This is a genomic window from Psychrobacter sp. Sarcosine-3u-12 (assembly GCF_002836005.1).
In the GTDB taxonomy this organism is placed as follows: Bacteria; Pseudomonadota; Gammaproteobacteria; order Pseudomonadales; family Moraxellaceae; genus Psychrobacter; species Psychrobacter okhotskensis.
Window position 1 is genome coordinate 39050 of the sequence record NZ_PJBY01000103.1, and the last position, 17154, is coordinate 56203.

A 17154-nucleotide genomic window follows, 5' to 3' on the forward strand; every position below is an offset into this window, starting at 1 on the left:
TGGTCTCATGATGCTCAGATGTGTTTTAACTGATTTGCTATGTGATTCATTATCATGTGAATGGTCATGAATCCGTATGATGTTTTCAAATTCGTGCCACTGTCTGTGTTACAGATACTGGCACGTTTTGTTGCTTGGGTAATCGTAAAAATACCCAGTCTGAGTATTATGCGTACTGTCAATATTAATCTGGCGCTGATTCATCATGCACTACCAGATAATCAAAGACAGGCTTTAGTCAAAGACATTATTTATCATCAGTCTATGACCAGTATCGAGTCTATCAAAAGCTGGGCGATGCCACCTGAGTGGAGTATCGCTCAGATTCGTGATGTGCATAACAAAGACATTTTGTTAGAAGGACTGGCTAGTACCAATGGTATGCTAGCTATCGTTCCACATCTCGGTACCTGGGAGATGATGAACGCGTGGCTTAATCAATTTGGCTCACCGACCATCATGTACAAGCCAGCCAAGGGCAATTTGACCGACGACTTCATACTACAAGGTCGAGCACGCCTTAACGCCACGCTAGTACCCACTGATGGTAGCGGTGTCAAAGCCATCTTTAAGACCCTCAAACAAGGGGGCTTTAGTATTATACTACCCGACCATGTCCCCGATCCCTCAGGGGGCGTTGTCGTGCCTTTTTTTGGTATTGAGACCTTAACCAGTACGCTCGCCTCCAAACTCGCTAGCAAGACCAAGTGTGCGCTGGTCGGCTTATCTTGTATTCGCCGTGACGACGGACGGGGTTTCGATATTTATTGTTACCGACTTGATGATCCTGCCCTTTACAACCGTGATGCGTCTGTCGCTGCCTACGCCCTCAATCAAGCAATGCAATATATGATAGAAGACAAATTCAGTCATTATATGTGGGGCTATCGACGTTTTAAGCATATCCCTATTTTGGGCAATCCTTATCGCGCTGATGACACAGTATTGGCAAATTTTATTCGTACCAACCAGTCTCATTCTTCATTGCCTTCTAATAGTAAAGATGATCATAAAAAACTTCCTAACGATGATCAGCAGTAATAACCATACAAATTTTTAAACGTTTAAACATATCGCCAATGACAGCTGTGCTAACATTGACTCATACTTTCATGCCTCCTAATTTTGAATGTAATATTTTTTTATTCATATCAATACGAGTACACCATGGTAACTGACGTAGCCGAAAACTTATCAAAAAATAGAACCAAAAAAGATACTTCGCGAGCGGGACAGCGATATATTATTTGTATGAAATGGGGTGATAAGTACGGTCCTGAATACGTCAACCGTCTATACAATATGGTCAATCGCCATTTGACCTTAGATTTTCAGATGATTTGCTTAACCGATGACAGCACGGGCATCGACCCTGCGGTCATTTGTCATCCTATCCCTGAGATGGATTTACCAGCAGGACCGGAGCGTGGTTGGAAGAAACTCACCACTTTTAAGCCAGAACTATATGGCCTTAAAGGTGTCGCCTTATTCTTAGACATCGATATCGTTATCGTTGATAATATTGATAGCTTTTTTACTTATAAAGCCAAATACGATGATAGCGTCGTCATCATTCGTGACTGGAAAAAGCCATGGCGGATGATTGGTAATAGCTCGGTTTATCGCTTTAATATTGGGATGAACACCTACCCTGATTTGCTGACAAACTTTGAACGTAACTTTGAGACTATTCGTACTCAAGTTCGTCATGAGCAAGCTTATTTATCCAATTACTTACGTGAGCATCACCACTTAGAATATTGGGATAAGACGTGGTGCGTCAGCTTCAAGTACCAATGTATTGCGCCCATTCCTCTTAATTTGGTACGTACGCCTACGCTGCCTGATGGTGCAAAAATTGTTGTCTTTCATGGTGAGATTAACCCGCCAGATGCCATTAAAGGCGGCGGCGGTAAATGGTATCGCCACGTAAAGCCAAGTCCTTGGCTGATACCTTATTGGCAGTGACCCTGTCAACAATCCTTTATTCGAGTTCTTGCGATGCCGATGGTTTACTCAACATTTGAACGAATAAAAGAGGCTTCGTTAAAAATCTGGAAAAATCATATGGCACTAACGCCCGGCTTACCTCGTGTCGTTGAAGATAACTGTGCGGATGAGCCATTACTTGATTCATCAGTGCTGCTAAGCCCTCGAATCGCTTAGGGAGACTAAGTTGTGCACCGGCAACAACTCTCTTGGACCAAACGGACAATCCATACTGATTACCGGTACGCCTAGCGCTTGTGCCTCAACGATAGTATAGTCAAAATCCTCAAACCTAAAGATCAGCGGCGTGCTGTTTTGGCGTAAGCATGCAATAACTCATGATGACCTTTCATACTATCGAATGAGGCCACGTGAATCATATATTTTTTATACGTAATACCGAACTGGCTAAGAGCCAATGGCTGCTTAGCTGCTTTTTTTATATCATCGATAGCGCAAGGATTATAAATGGTCGTCGTCTTATTCACATTGCCTATCAATGCTAACAAATCCTGTCGTGCACCATCGCTAACACAGCTACACGAATGGGCACCATACACCATTTTTAGGTGGGTAATGGTTGTTTGCAGATCGCTTACTAGCTTCTCTTGAAATTGTCTGGACAGCGCTGTGTGCAATACATTAATGATGTTTGGCAGTTGGCTATAAGCCATTATGCAGTTGATTTTATATATACTAGCTAGGATGAGATTTGGCACTCCTATGTTATCGAGCACATAATCATCTATCCGTTGCGCCACTGCTCTATAAGCATTTGCTTGCTTGGAATCAGCTGCAAATACTTGCTCAGAAAACACTTGGTGATATGGCACTACATGAACTTGCACGCGCGAATCCAATGGCATATCTCGGGTATATTCGAGACAAAGTACGTGAACATCATAATTTAGATCAGCATAGGCACCTGCCAAGGTTGCAACCATGCGCTCAGCACCGCGCCCTTCTAGTGCTTTTAATATCAGTAAAATAATGGGTTTCATCGTAAGAGTCTTGATCTGGTTATTGGATATATCAGTAAAGGACTTAACGTTACTTATTGCAGCCTTCTGGCTTTATATGCTAGTCTCATCTCCTTTTATAACCTCGCTTTAATAATCAATTGCGTTGATAATAATGGCGCTAAAAATAATAATTAGATCAATCTAAACCTGGGATAGTAAGGATTGAAATGCTAGCAATAAGCCAATTAAATAATAGGATAAGTTATGAAACTGCCTGACGAAAAACAATTGGATATCGTTATAGCTTGGGTAGATGGTGCTGACCCGATCCTAAAAGCAAAGAGGAACCAATATAAGTCCGGCAAATCAGTGGCCTCAGATGCGATAACTGCCACCCGTTTCGCTAGTGATGATGAAATATATTATAATATTGCTTCTATTCTAAAGTACGTTCCTTTTTGCCGTCATATTTATATTGTTAGCGATCAACAGCAGCCTACGTTTATAGATGAGTTTGCCAAACAAAATATCTGTGCCATGGATAAAATACGCATTATTGATCATAAAGATATATTTTTAGGCTATGAAGAATTTTTGCCTACTTTCAATACTCGCTCAATTGAAACTATGATAAGTAATATTGAAGGCTTATCCGATTATTTTATTTATATGAACGACGATTTCTTTTTTAATCAGCCCGTCGCTATAGAGGATTTTTTGGATAAAGAAAAGCTTGTGATTCATGGTCATTGGCGTAAAAGTACAGTTCTGAATGCCAAACTCAATTTCCGAAAATCTCGATTTAAATTCTTGGCAACACCAGTACAACCAAGCCACACCGTAGCACAGATGTTAAGTGCCAAAATATTGAATATGGATGAGTTCTTTGAAATTCACCATTATCCACATATCGTTGATAAAAAGGTAATACAAAACTATCTGCTTAGCCATCCACGATTTTTAGAAAGCCAAATTAAATATAAATTCAGAGACGTAGCTCAAGTCAACCCTATAACCCTGATGAATCATTTAAAAATTCAAAAAAATGAAGTGCATTTGCAGCCTGATATCCCTATTAATTATCTAAAGAATAATGATGGTGTTAAGGGTTTTATAGCCGCGTTAGAGGATAATGCTATCAAGTACGGCTGTATTCAAAGCTTAGATTTACTTGAGGCAGAATCTTATATGAAGGTCAGTCAGGCCATGAGAGATAAATTCTCAGCTTACTTACCTTCTTCGGTGCTAACAGATACAAACAAACCTAAACGCTAACGCTTTTAAACCTAGCTTAGCAATTATTTGGATGCATTATGAAAATATCAGTAATAGGTACAGGCTACGTAGGCTTATCAAACGCGATGCTACTAGCGCAGCATAATGAAGTGATCGCGGTCGATGTGGTTGCTGAAAAAATTGATATGCTCAATGCTAAGCAGTCCCCCATTGAAGATAAGGATATTGAAGATTTTTTATTAAACAAGCCCATTGATTTTACCGCTACTTTAAATGCTAAAAAAGCCTATGAAAATGCGGACTTTATCATTATAGCCACACCAACTGATTATGACCCTAAGACCAATTATTTTAATACCTCAACCGTAGAAGCGGTGATTGAAGAGGTATTATCAGTCAATACACAGGCGTTAATCGTTATTAAGTCAACGGTGCCAGTTGGTTATACTATGAGTGTAAGAGAGCGCTATAACACCGATAATATCATCTTCTCCCCTGAGTTCTTAAGAGAAGGCCAAGCGCTACATGATAACCTTTATCCTTCTAGAATTATCGTCGGGGAGCAATCGGAGCGCGCAGAACAGTTTGCAAACTTACTATTACAAGGGGCGATAAAAAAGGACGTACCACTGCTGTTTACTGAGCCGACAGAAGCCGAAGCAATCAAGCTGTTCTCAAACACTTATCTAGCTATGCGTGTGGCTTACTTTAATGAGCTGGATACTTATGCGCAGACGTTTGGGCTGTCCACCAAGCAAATCATCGAGGGCGTTGGCTTAGACCCTCGTATCGGCACTCATTACAACAATCCCTCGTTTGGTTACGGTGGCTACTGCCTTCCCAAAGATACTAAGCAGCTGTTGGCCAATTACGACGAGGTGCCGAGCAATTTGATTAGAGCGGTCGTCGACTCTAATAGGACTCGTAAAGACTTTATCGCAGATAAAATTATCGAGAGAAAGCCTAAAATTGTCGGTGTGCATCGCTTGGTTATGAAGAGTGGTTCGGATAACTTTAGAGCCTCTGCTATTCAAGGCATCATGAAGCGCATCAAAGCTAAAGGCATAGAAGTCGTGGTATATGAGCCAGTACTGGAAGAAGAAGAGTTTTTTAACTCAAAAGTGATAAAGGACTTGGAAGAGTTCAAATCAATCAGTGATGTTATCGTAGCCAATAGACTTTCTGCTGATATAGAAGATGTAGCGAACAAGGTTTTCACTCGCGATTTATTTGGGAGCGATTGATGAAAGTGTTAATCACAGGTGCTGCAGGATTTATTGGCTTTCATTTAATCAAAGCGTTATTGAATGATAAATTTTTAGATAAAGACTCCTTTGTTGTTGGCATTGATAATCTCAACGATTATTACGAAGTTGAATTGAAACAAGAGCGTTTGCGAATACTAAGTGAGCTTCCAACAGCAAAAGCCTTTAAATTTATTAAATTAGACCTTGCGGACCGTGAGGCAATGTCCGCTTTGTTCTCTAAATATAAGTTTGATGTTGTCATTAATCTTGGTGCTCAGGCTGGCGTACGTTACTCTATTGAAAACCCCAACGCCTATATGGACTCAAACATGGTGGGTTTTTTAAACGTTCTTGAAGGGTGCAGGCATACTAAGGTAAAGCATTTAGTATATGCCAGCTCCAGCTCTGTATACGGTATGAACATCAAGCAGCCCTTTAGCACTGAAGACTGTGTTGATTTCCCTATTAGCTTATATGCAGCTACCAAAAAGTCCAATGAGCTTATGGCGCATAGCTACAGCCATTTATACAACATTCCTACTACAGGTCTGCGCTTTTTTACCGTTTACGGCTCTTACGGTCGCCCTGATATGGCGTATTTTTCCTTTACCAAAAAGATACTGGCAGGTGAGCCTATCGATGTCTTCAATAACGGTATTATGCAGCGAGACTTTACTTATATTGATGATATTATCCAAGGTATCATGCGCATAATGGAAAAACCGCCCTCTCCTCAGACTTCTTCTATCACGACGGCAACCGCTCCTTATAAGCTATACAATATTGGTAATAACCAGCCTATCACCCTACGCCGATTTATTACTGCTATTGAAAGCGCTTGCGGTAAGAAAGCTAAAGAGAACTTATTGCCGATGCAAGCAGGCGATGTACCTATTACTTATGCTGATATTGATGAGCTAGTAGAGGATATTGGTTTTAGACCTAAGACTAATATTGAAGAGGGGATTGAAAAGTTTGTAAATTGGTATAGAGCTTATTATAGCGTTTAAAACAAACTGACATAAAGAGAACTGAGTTTCTAGAGCTAAAATCTTCGAAACTTATTTCATTATATTCACTCGATGGAGTTTATGGCATGGCTACAGAATCAGCATGGCAGCGAAAGCTGACTTTGATGTTTAGGAGTGAAAAAAGACTCAATGCTGGTAAAATTCTCAAAAATTACCATAATAAAAGCTTTGCAGAAATGAAAGCAACGCTAATAGATGAGTCAATGTGTGATATTGAGGCGCTAACAGATGAGCGTAAAAGTAAAGATTTAGAAAGTCATTTAAACAATTTAAAGCATCAGATGGTGGGTCATTCAGAACTTTATTTTTATCACAATACCTTGGTCATATTATTACGTCGTAAGTACAAAAGAGATAAAACCTTTGCTGAATTTGAGCGATTATGGGCCGCTGAAAGTGAGTACTTATTAGAGCATTTATCTATACGCTGGATTGTTTCTGCCTGTGATACCTTTATTGATCATTCCACAGATATCACTAGAGCAACGATTTTGATGAATGTCATTACCTTAATTAACACTTTAAGAACGTACGAAACCAAGAACTTTTTACAGCTTCCTATTGATACAGATCCTAGGCCAGTGCTTAATGATAAAAGTGATATGCTTTATAAGGGCGACTTACCTCTTTATGATGGTCTTACTTACTTCCGAATCGGCACTGACGATAGCTTAAGAAATATGCGCAAGCGTTATCGTAAATTTTACAAAGCGGATGAACTGGCAACAACTATATTGCTATCGGTATTTGAAAAACTCCAAAATAATGATAGTGCTTTCTCAATCTTAAGACAGCTACATACAGATGAATGGTCTAAATGGTGGTTGGATTAGATATATACACTAATATTCATTTTAGACTTTCTGCGAATGTATTATACTTTTCCGCTATCTTTATAGGAAGCATATCTTCATCGAAGGGCGAGCGGAACTGCTGAGGGCTTTTCATTGCTTGACTCATTTTATCTGCTATAGCTTCTATATCTCTCATTGGCATTAAATTATTGCTTGGAAGTAGCTCGCTTGGACCCGATGGACAATCAGTACTTATAACAGGCGTGCCTATAGCCAGTGCTTCAGGTATTACTAAAGGACAGCCTTCCCAGTCAGAAGTCAATACTTTGAACTGAGCATGTTTGATATAAGGAAAAGGGTTCTCACGAAATCCTAAAAATATCACCCTATCTTCAAGTTTAAACTCTGCAACTAATCTTTCCACTTCACTTTTGTGCTTGCCTTGACCTAACAGTAATAAAAGCATAGATTGATCGGTTCGCGCATATGCTTGGATCAATAGATCATGACGTTTTGCATCTTTAAAACTACCCACATGAACAATATAATTTTGATATTCAGGAATAAAGGCATTAGCCTGTCTTTGAATATCGTCTCTATCAATAGGGTTACGAATTGCTGTCGTCGGTGTGATATTACCAAAGGTCTGAATGAAATCTCTTTCCACACCATCACTCACACATACGCAAGGATGTTTAGAATAAATTCTCAATAGCTCTTCTTTTTTCTTGTTAATATCTTCTTCTTTCTTGAGTTTGTATAACAGCGATACGGTATTGTGTATAACGTAAACAATATTTTCTAATTTGCTATAACTAAAAATACTGTCCGAACGATCAAGATTGGATAATATCAAATCTGGTTGTCCAATTTTTTTTGTAATGTACTTATCTACTCTACGTGCAAATATCTCGTCTCGACGTTCTTTACCTGGAACAAGTTTATAAGGCTTAAACTTAAGTACATGATAGTTAAGATTTACATCAAGTTCATATTGAACTAATGGTTTAAACCTTAAAATATGCACTTCATAACCCAACTCATAAAAACCTTTCCCTAGAGTGAGTACGACTCGCTCTGCACCACCACCTTGTAGGCAATTGATAGCTAATACCACTATTTTGGTGGATTTCTTCATAACTGACAACCTATAAATAAATCAAATACTTGTATTATTATTTGTTAGTAAAATAATAAACTAACGCTTAAACATCTTTGAAAATAACGACTTTTTAAGCTTTGGACGAGTAACATTATTACCAGTATAACGCTGCTGGGATTTTTTTGGAAAATCTCCAAAAGGGTCTACACGATAGTTTTCTAATTGATAACCGTTAGCCAAAGCCTCACTGTAATAACTATCAAATAACTCAACTAAATCTTGTCTAGGATGTGGTAAAACTTCTCCATCGAACCAATGCTTTGAACCTTCTTCTTCAATCCTTTTCAATGAATACTTATGACTAAACTGCGTGCCCATATCAGAATAGTGTAAAACTTTAATAGCTTCTATCGGTAAACTTTCTCCATCAATACAATTATAGCTGTCATTGAAGGGTTCTAAAAGTCGTGGGTTCTTTTTTATCATCTCCATTATTTTTTTATGACTATCAGCATCCTCCATAATCTTCTCAACTGAAGGGAGAATACTTTTAGCACGACTACAATCCCATACACAGGTACACATGCGAGTTTTTTTAGAAACTTTCTTAGCCGCTACTATAGATTTCCCATCAATTGGATGATTCCATAATTTTAACAAATCATCTAAAATTACAACATCTGTATCCATATAGATAGCATATCCAGAATAATCACAATATTCTGGAATCGCCCAACGAAACCCTGAAAACGGGGTATCCCATTTAGTAGTATTCCATCCTTCGCCAGTCTCAGGATTAGAATACCAATAGCTATTAGGATCACGCGATAACTGCATCCACACTATTTCAACTGGTACACTAGTATGTTTATGAATACTGTAATCTAGTACCATCATCTGCTCTAAATCACAGTTATTAGGATCACACCCCACAAAGACTCTGATAGTTTCATTCTCTTTCATATCTTCACCTGCTAACTGGTAAACATTATAAATGTAGTATGGTTAAATTAATCTCTAAGCTAAAGAATGTCTGGCTGCTATTTATTTTTTCTAATTTCCACTTACTCTCGCCAGTATTTTTCTATCCACCCTACTGGTAAAATAAAATGACGCAAATGGCGCAGTGGTCTTTTTAGATTTTTGGGCTCAGTGATTCTTTTTAAGTGATCCTTAGCATTGTTAGCCGCGTTTTTATTGTACTTACCTTCAATAGCATGCGTAGGATATAGATCACCAGGGAATATTACGATGCGAGCACCCTTAGGAATCTTTGGCTCTTTAAAGTAGTTAAGCGGGAATGGCTGACGACACTTACGTCTAAAGTGCGCAACCCACGCTTTTGGAAATAGCTTTACCCCGCCCGGCGCATTACGAGTGACGAAGCGTTGCTCAAAACGATATTCATCAGCGATACCTTGTGGATCCGCTTTGAATTTTTCTTGTAAAGAGATCAGCGAACCAACTTGAAATCTAAAACAGGAAGTCTGTCCCAAACGCTCTAAAGGATTGCTAGGATTATAAGACAAAACAATATCATCGGGCTTGCCATATTCAAAGAAAGGATCAAGGCTATCTACAATAATGACATCTAAATCTACAAATAGTACGGTACCCGTTAGATCCCCTAGCTTTTCACCCCACAAACGTGACTTTGGCCATTTACCCAAAGTATTGGTTGGCATGGTCACATCTAGCGGAGGTAGTTTCTGGCATTCAATCTCTGAACGCACGTCTGTCGTATCATCGGTAAAACACACAAAACGGAACGGCGGGGTAATATTACGTGATACCATGCCATAAAGTTTATTGGCATAATCAGCTCCGTATTTCGTACCCCATTTAATACAGATAATTTGTTTGATATTTTCATTATCTGCTGTACTAGAGTCTATTGGCATAAACTGCTCACTTTAATTGTATGGATAAATATGACAAATATATTAGCATAAAAAAGCTGAACGTTTATGCTCAGCTTCTTGGATGGATTTAAATATTTTTTAATAAACTTTTATTTTAATCAATAAAGCTTAACCAATCCATGTATTTCTCATTGCGACCATGAACCACATCAAAATACAGCGTTTGCAGTTTTTCAGTCATTTCACCACGACCACCATTACCAATAGTGCGGTCATCGTATTCACGAATAGGCGTGACTTCGGCCGCAGTACCGGTCATGAATATTTCATCCGCCAAGTAAAACTCATCACGAGTGATACGGCGCTCAACGACTTTGATACCCAGATCATCAGCGAACTGAATGATAGTACGGCGGGTAATACCATCCAGCGCACCGCCGCCCAAATCTGGCGTATGCAGTACACCGTCTTTGACTAAGAATAAATTCTCGCCTGCACCTTGGCAGACATACCCTTGTGGATCCATCAAGATGGCTTCGTCATAACCATTACGCGTGACTTCTTGATTGGCCATGATAGACACTGGATAGTTGCTTGAGGCTTTTGCCTTACACATGGTCACATTGGTCATGTGATGGGTAAATGATGAAGTCTTCACACGGATACCGTTTTTGATACCCTCATCACCAAGATATGCGCCCCAATGCCAAGCAGCAACCATGGCATTGATACTATTGTCACGTGATGACAGGCCTAACTTTTCTGCACCGACCCAAATCAGCGGACGGATATAAGCTTCTGCCAAGTTGTTTTGTTTCACCACATCTTTGTGTGCTTGTTCCAGAGTGGCAGCATCAAACGGCACATCCATTTGAAAGATTTTTGCAGAACCTAGTAAACGCTCAGTATGCTCTTTTAAACGAAAAATCGCTGTACGGTTATCAGCGGTCTGGTAAGCACGCACTCCTTCGAACACAGCCATACCGTAATGCAGGCTATGCGTTAGTACATGGACTTTAGCATCTGGCTGTTCAATCATTGTGCCATTCATCCAAAGCTTACCATCTTGTGTTGCCATATTCATTTTATAGTCCTTATGCTAGCGCTGGCGTCTAACTTTTTTGAGTAAATTTTAATTAACGGTATTTAACAACATCATATGATAACACCACAGCAGCGATTTTTATTGTCAAAATAAATATTCATTATTGCAAACGTCTGCTATGTAGTCGGTTCAAGATAATTCAGATATCGGGTTGGCGTGTGAAAGCGCGTCGAAGCATTACTAGTCGCAAACCGAGCGAGCCCGACATCGTATCCGATTCATATAGGATTAACTATACAATTATGATGATGTGCTAGCGATTATATCACTGGCAATACTGGCAAATGCAAGGTTTTAGTTTGTGTCTGGATGGCTTTTGTTTATATTAAAACTTTGCATTTAAGCCTATTGTTTTACCTATATAAGTCATAGTGCAGAGGCTTAATATTCTTTTACTCCGTTGAGTCTACGCCCATGAGATGCTGCCACTGCGCTTGCACCAATGCTCTCGTCTCTAGCCACAGCGACTCATCGACTAATAATGACTGCTCGGACAAAGCTAATTGATGAGTGGCGGCGCGTATGCGCAGATAAGCATCAGTCAAATCCTGACATACTTGCTCCTCCCAAATACCGAGTGCCGCGACTTCTTCAAAAATACGCACATTGTCGCTCCACTTCGTCAAGCTTGGGTGATCATGTGAATAGGCCAATACCGCAAACTGTGCCAAAAACTCAATATCTACAATGCCGCCCGCATCTTGTTTTAGATGAAATTTACCCGCTTGTTGCTGCCATTGACTGGTGCCCAGATGTTTTTGCATTTTTATGCGCATACTGGTGACATCGATTCGAACTTGCTCAATCGTACGCGGTAATGCCAACACATTGCGGCGAATGTCACAAAAAAGCGCCGTCACACGTTTGTCTCCACATATTGCCCGTGCTCTTACCAGTGCCTGATGCTCCCATGCCCAAGCTTTTTCGAGCTGGTAGGTCTCAAACGCATGACAAGAAACCACCATCATACCGGCATTACCAGATGGGCGCAGGCGCATATCAATATCATAAACGCGTCCATCACGAGTTTGCGTATTGAGATAATTCATCAGTTTTTGCACCAGACGAGCAGCGAACTTCATGCCACTCACTGATTTTTCACCCGTGGTCATTCCCTGCTCTTTTATCTTATGTAAAAACACCAAATCCAAATCAGAAGAATACGATAATTCAAGACCGCCAAGTTTGCCATAACCGATAATCGCAAAACCGCAATCGGCTTCAGTGACCGGATCACCATCTTGACCGATAGGATAGCCATAGCGTTTGACAATCTCTGCAAAGGCGCGCTCAAGTGCTGCCTCTAATACCACTGCCGCGATATAAGTGAGTGAATCAGACACTTTCATAATTGGCCGTTCAGCCAACACATCACTGGCAGCAACAGCCAGTACCTGATTTTTTTTGAACAGTCGCAATACGCTAAGCAGCTCTTCTTCGTCGTTAGGCTCTACACGCAGTAGCTGCTGGCGCAAGATATCATGCAGCTCTAGCTTGTCTGGCAAGTGACGGTAGCGCTGCTGTAAAAAGGTATCTAGCAGCACTGGGTAATGCGCCAGCTCTTTTGCAATCCAAGGACTGGCTGATAGCATCGGTATCAGCTCAATGGTGGCATTAGGGTTTTCGGCAATCATGACCAAATAGATAGAACGGCGGCAAATCGCTTCTAGCAAGGCAATCAGGCGTGGCAAGGCGGTATTGGCCAGCTGCTGCTGCTCTTGATGGGCGAGTAATGCATGGACAATCACAGGATACGCATCATCCAGGCGCTCTCTGGCTTCATCACTCAAGTTGGCGACCATCTTTGATTGCCAAAACTCTTGCAACTGCGCGCGGTTCTCTTCTGTCAATACTTGATCCAAACTGGCAATTTGTTCTTCAAGATGAGCTGGTTCGAGCTCGGTATCTTCTTTAGCCGGAACCTGACGTTCGGTCACCATGCGCTCAAAGGGCACATTGACATTGTTTCGATGACTGTTCAGTGTGTTGAGCAATGCCTGCCAATCTTCAAACCCAAGGGTAATGGCGAGATTGTGCTGCCAATAGTGGTCATGGGGTAAGCGCTGGGTCTGCTGATCATTGATGGCCTGAATGCCATGCTCAAGTCGACGCAAAAAGCGATAGGCCGCTTGCAGCTGCTCATAAGTTGACAGCTCTAAATATTTGAGCTCATATAACGCCTGCATAGCTTGTAAACACGACTTAACCTGTAGCTGTGGATGCCGACCGCCATAAATCAATTGGAAAGCCTGTACGATAAACTCAATGTCTCGAATCCCGCCCGCACCCAGCTTAATATTATCCAAATCTTCACGCTGCGCCACTTGGTTCTGAATCAAAGACTTCATCTCTCTGAGCGCTGAAAAAGCACTGTAATCGACATAATAGCGAAAGACAAAAGGCCTAATGAGCGCTTGTATTCGGTCATAAAATGGCGACTCTATTTGTCCCACTACACGCGCCTTTAACCACGCAAAACGCTCCCATGCGCGCCCATGCAAGGAAAAATACTTTTGCAAGGCGGATAGATGAATAGCCAGATCGCTGCCATCACCCCACGGCCGCAAGCGCATATCGACACGAAACACAAAACCATCAGCGGTATTGTTATCCAATAGCTTGATAATCCCTTGACCAAGCCGGGTCATAAAACGCTTGTTATCGATGCTGCGAGTGCCTTTTGCTTTGTCACCATCGGTAGCGCCGCGGGCTTGATGAACAAAGATAAGATCGATATCACTCGATAAGTTCAGCTCGTGAGCACCAAGCTTACCCATCGCCATAATCGCCATGTCATCAGTTTGAACGTTGCCTTGCTCATTGATGAAGGTTGGCTTGCCATAGCGGGTCACCAGCTCCTGATAGGTATATTCCTTGGCGAACGAAATACAACCATCAGCAAACTCAGACAGCTCATCGGTCAATTGCTCGAGGGCAATCATACCGAGGGCATCTTGCCAAATCCAGCGCATCATCAGCAGCATGCGTAAGTGTCGTAGGCCACTCATGACCTTGGCTTCATTAGCCAGTTGATAGTTTTCATCCAAGGTATAATCTTGTATCAGATCATCAATTTGCTGACGTGTTAAGGTATGATCAAGTGGATAACTGCGTAAAAATGTCTGACAAGAGGCGGTTCGGCTTTGCCAAATCTGATAAGCAAACTCACTCGCCGTCTGCAATACTTGGATTTGCGCCGATGTCGGTTGATAGTCATTATTATTGGTTGCAGCTGATGGCATAGTAATAAACGTTCCTTGCAATATAAATTATAGCGAGTGTCATTTTTATTATAATAGCATGAAAATTTTATGCTCAAAGCTATGCTAAAAAAACATATTACCATTTTGGAAAGTTGCGCTAAAAACTCGTGCTACCGATGAAGGTTATCTGATGATGAAGGCTATCTTATAAAGAATAAACATCTCAAGCTATAGGACTGATGCACATGTTCATCAAAACAGTGTCAAAAAGAACTGCCATTATATAGTCAGTTCAATTCAAAAATCATACAGCAAAACTGAGACAAATTTTTCGCAGCCTCTGCCAGCACAGACACAGCAAACAAGAAAACAAGAAAACAAGAAAACAAGAAAACAAGAAAACAAGAAAACAAGAAAAATGTGTCTCAGTTCTGCGTTACGACACCATGTACCTATTTTATTGAGAATCTACTATAGTAGGCTTTGCATTTTACGACTTGAACAACAGATTTGATGAGAAAAAAAACAAATCGTAGAATGGTATAATAATGAGCAAATCAAATATCGAGAAAACTTTGTTGAAGGTTTTGAAAGTATACCGGCTGTCTTTTTTTGCCAATACATGGCGAAATTGTCTAACCTAGAATGACTAGGCGTCAAAAATTTCACTGCGTATTGTCTAAAAAATAGCCACTGCCAGCGCCACATTTGAATGTTCAACAGACCCTAATACTGATCCATACCTTCAATAATTGAGTGCTAATCCTTATTATCAACAACTGCTAAACAGCGATACCACATTTATGACTACAGATACCCCGCTACTACTTGTTACAGCCGATCCCAGTCATCCGCTTGCCCAGTTAGCCTTACGCTATGCTCGCGCCTATCTTAAGAGCACAGTCATGAATACTAAGACAACGGATAGTGATGTTTCTAAACAGCAGGCTACCTTAAGTGTGTTTTTTTATGCAGATGGCGCCCACACCGCCAATCGCTTACGTTGGCAGTCAGCCGAACAAATCGACCTCACTCAACAATGGCAAAATCTGGCTAAGCAATATCAATTGCCATTACCCGTCTGCGTCAGCACTGCCCTCAGTCGCGGCGTCAGTGATAGCGAAAACGGTACACGCCATCAGCTCGAAGGAGACAATCTAGCAGCAGGATTTAGCTTGGTCGGGCTGAGTGAGCTGGCAATGATGATGCAAAGCAACTGTCGCCTCATACAATTCTAGCAGCGCATTATTAACAGCGACTTCTTTGACGACAACTGTTTGAGACCTCCACCCTTTGGAATAAACCATGAAATTACTGATTCAGCTGCGTACACCGACAGAAATGGCAAGTTATGAAGGTTGCGCCCTCGCTTTAACCTTGGCAACGTTTGGACACGACGTCCAGCTTTACTTAGATGCCCCTGTCTTTGGTTTATTAATGCAACCAACATCGCGTTTACATGGCATGATTCAATCGCTTGAGCTGTATGATATGCCAGCGGCGTGGCTACCTGCGGATGTATTTAGTGGATGGCTCACCGGTATGTTGCCGACTGACTTGGCTAGTCAATTAACTTTGATGCCTGAGGTCATTGATTCCCAAGACTTTGAGCAAATACTCAATTTTTAATACCACAACGCTGTTTTTAATATCACAACGCTATCAAACGATAGTATTAGATGACGCAATTCTAGGGCGTGTTTTCATTTTAAAAATGAGATAAATTGCCATCAAACAAGAAAAATAGTGTAGATAATATCAAGATATTAACCAGCTATTTGATGATTTTTGGCAAGATTTAGCCATTTTTAGCCCATTTAGATGACTATCGAGTGAATTAAAGACACGCTCTAGCCAATCAAAATATAACCAGCAATCGGATCCATTATGGCCACCTTATACCAGTTACATAGCAGCATGGAAAAGCTCGAACGCAGCACAGAAGAGCTATCACGCACTTGGCACGCGGGCGACAGTATCTTATTACTGGGCACGACTGTCGCTTTTATTGATTGGCTCAATGCCTCTTTAGGTGAAAATGATATCGATGGTATTGCGGGTATTTATGCGCTCTCCGATGATGTGGCACAGCTAACGCCGAACATAGTTACGCAGCTCAACCTAGCGGCCAAGCTAACCGGTCTGCTAACGGATGATGAATGGGTCACTCTGACTCAAGACAGCCAGTTTGATAAAGTGGTGACGGTTGCCTTATGACTAATGATGTCCTTACTACCGCTACCACGTCTGCTGAAACGGCAGATAATATTGCGCTCGATCAAGACGGCCATTTATGTGATCACACTATTTGGTCACCTGCGATTGCACAGCAGTTGGCAAATACGCTAGATGTCAATTTGACAGTGGAACATCTAGAGATTCTGCAACAAGTGCGAGCCTTTTTTACTAAGTTTAATCACGCGCCAGCGACAAGACCGCTCATTAAGTGGTTACAAAAGACCTTACCAGAGCACGATATTAGCAATCAAAAACTCCAGCAATTATTCAATACTGGCTTGGTCGCCCGTCATGTCAATCGTCTTGCTGGACTACCGAAGCCGCCTAATTGCTTATAAAGTAGCACTGATTGCTGCTCGCGTTCAGACGTTTAAAGCATGACTTT

At 41.1% G+C, this 17154-nt stretch carries 16 protein-coding genes; 10 read left to right on the forward strand and 6 right to left on the reverse strand.

Features of this window, described 5'->3' with window-relative positions:
- The first annotated feature begins 66 nt into the window (after nt 1-66).
- Both CXF65_RS10060 and CXF65_RS10065 read left to right on the forward strand, forming a co-directional pair.
- Nucleotides 67-1041 carry a lysophospholipid acyltransferase family protein gene (locus tag CXF65_RS10060; RefSeq protein WP_025652761.1) on the forward strand — a complete coding sequence of 325 codons (975 nt, stop codon included), beginning with the start codon at nt 67-69 and terminating at the stop codon, nt 1039-1041.
- A gap of 210 nt (nt 1042-1251) precedes the next feature.
- Nucleotides 1252-1968 carry a glycosyltransferase gene (locus tag CXF65_RS10065; protein ID WP_407074194.1) on the forward strand — a complete coding sequence of 239 codons (717 nt, stop codon included), beginning with the start codon at nt 1252-1254 and terminating at the stop codon, nt 1966-1968.
- Nucleotides 1969-2288: 320 nt separating this feature from the next.
- Here CXF65_RS10065 and CXF65_RS10070 read toward each other — a convergent pair whose 3' ends face one another.
- The gene (locus CXF65_RS10070; protein WP_227523249.1) at nt 2289-2990 is read right to left on the reverse strand and encodes a glycosyltransferase; all 702 of its coding nucleotides are present in this window, start codon (nt 2988-2990) and stop codon (nt 2289-2291) included.
- A gap of 225 nt (nt 2991-3215) precedes the next feature.
- Here CXF65_RS10070 and CXF65_RS10075 point away from each other — a divergent pair, with 225 nt between their 5' ends.
- The 4 genes from CXF65_RS10075 to CXF65_RS10090 all read left to right on the forward strand — a co-directional run bounded on the left by CXF65_RS10075 (nt 3216) and on the right by CXF65_RS10090 (nt 7298).
- Entirely contained in the window at nt 3216-4226 is a 1011-nt protein-coding gene (locus tag CXF65_RS10075) for a Stealth CR1 domain-containing protein (RefSeq protein ID WP_101211953.1), read from the forward strand.
- A 38-nt stretch (nt 4227-4264) separates the two neighbouring features.
- The gene (locus CXF65_RS10080; protein ID WP_101211954.1) at nt 4265-5431 is read left to right on the forward strand and encodes a nucleotide sugar dehydrogenase; all 1167 of its coding nucleotides are present in this window, start codon (nt 4265-4267) and stop codon (nt 5429-5431) included.
- Nucleotides 5431-6444, forward strand: a complete 1014-nt coding sequence (locus CXF65_RS10085; protein ID WP_101211955.1) for an NAD-dependent epimerase — start codon at nt 5431-5433, stop codon at nt 6442-6444. Before CXF65_RS10080 ends, CXF65_RS10085 begins: the two co-directional genes overlap by 1 nt.
- A gap of 86 nt (nt 6445-6530) precedes the next feature.
- Entirely contained in the window at nt 6531-7298 is a 768-nt protein-coding gene (locus CXF65_RS10090; RefSeq protein ID WP_101211956.1) for a hypothetical protein, read from the forward strand.
- A 16-nt stretch (nt 7299-7314) separates the two neighbouring features.
- On the opposite strand, the gene CXF65_RS10095 is transcribed toward CXF65_RS10090, so the two are convergent.
- The 5 genes from CXF65_RS10095 to glnE form a co-directional block, all read right to left on the reverse strand.
- Nucleotides 7315-8397, reverse strand: coding sequence for a glycosyltransferase (locus CXF65_RS10095; protein ID WP_101211957.1), 1083 nt, complete (start codon nt 8395-8397; stop codon nt 7315-7317).
- A 60-nt stretch (nt 8398-8457) separates the two neighbouring features.
- Complete coding sequence (locus CXF65_RS10100; RefSeq protein ID WP_101211958.1) at nt 8458-9324, reverse strand: glycosyltransferase; 867 nt, start codon at nt 9322-9324, stop codon at nt 8458-8460.
- 101 nt (nt 9325-9425) lie between these two features.
- Complete coding sequence (locus CXF65_RS10105; protein WP_101211959.1) at nt 9426-10262, reverse strand: glycosyl transferase; 837 nt, start codon at nt 10260-10262, stop codon at nt 9426-9428.
- Nucleotides 10263-10377: 115 nt separating this feature from the next.
- Complete coding sequence (locus CXF65_RS10110; protein WP_101211960.1) at nt 10378-11307, reverse strand: branched-chain amino acid transaminase; 930 nt, start codon at nt 11305-11307, stop codon at nt 10378-10380.
- 413 nt (nt 11308-11720) lie between these two features.
- Nucleotides 11721-14570, reverse strand: a complete 2850-nt coding sequence (glnE, locus tag CXF65_RS10115; protein WP_101211961.1) for a bifunctional [glutamate--ammonia ligase]-adenylyl-L-tyrosine phosphorylase/[glutamate--ammonia-ligase] adenylyltransferase — start codon at nt 14568-14570, stop codon at nt 11721-11723.
- Between the two features lie 764 nt (nt 14571-15334).
- On the opposite strand from glnE, the gene tusD reads away from it, so the two are divergent.
- From tusD to CXF65_RS10135, 4 genes are all read left to right on the forward strand, one after another.
- Nucleotides 15335-15769 carry a sulfurtransferase complex subunit TusD gene (tusD, locus tag CXF65_RS10120; protein ID WP_101211962.1) on the forward strand — a complete coding sequence of 145 codons (435 nt, stop codon included), beginning with the start codon at nt 15335-15337 and terminating at the stop codon, nt 15767-15769.
- Nucleotides 15770-15836: 67 nt separating this feature from the next.
- Entirely contained in the window at nt 15837-16160 is a 324-nt protein-coding gene (locus CXF65_RS10125) for a hypothetical protein (RefSeq protein ID WP_101211963.1), read from the forward strand.
- Nucleotides 16161-16418: 258 nt separating this feature from the next.
- A complete protein-coding gene (locus CXF65_RS10130) occupies nt 16419-16748 on the forward strand; it encodes a hypothetical protein (protein WP_101211964.1) in 330 nt (109 codons plus the stop codon).
- Entirely contained in the window at nt 16745-17107 is a 363-nt protein-coding gene (locus CXF65_RS10135; RefSeq protein WP_025652775.1) for a TusE/DsrC/DsvC family sulfur relay protein, read from the forward strand. The genes CXF65_RS10130 and CXF65_RS10135 overlap by 4 nt, the downstream gene beginning before the upstream one ends.
- The last annotated feature ends 47 nt before the right edge of the window (nt 17108-17154 follow it).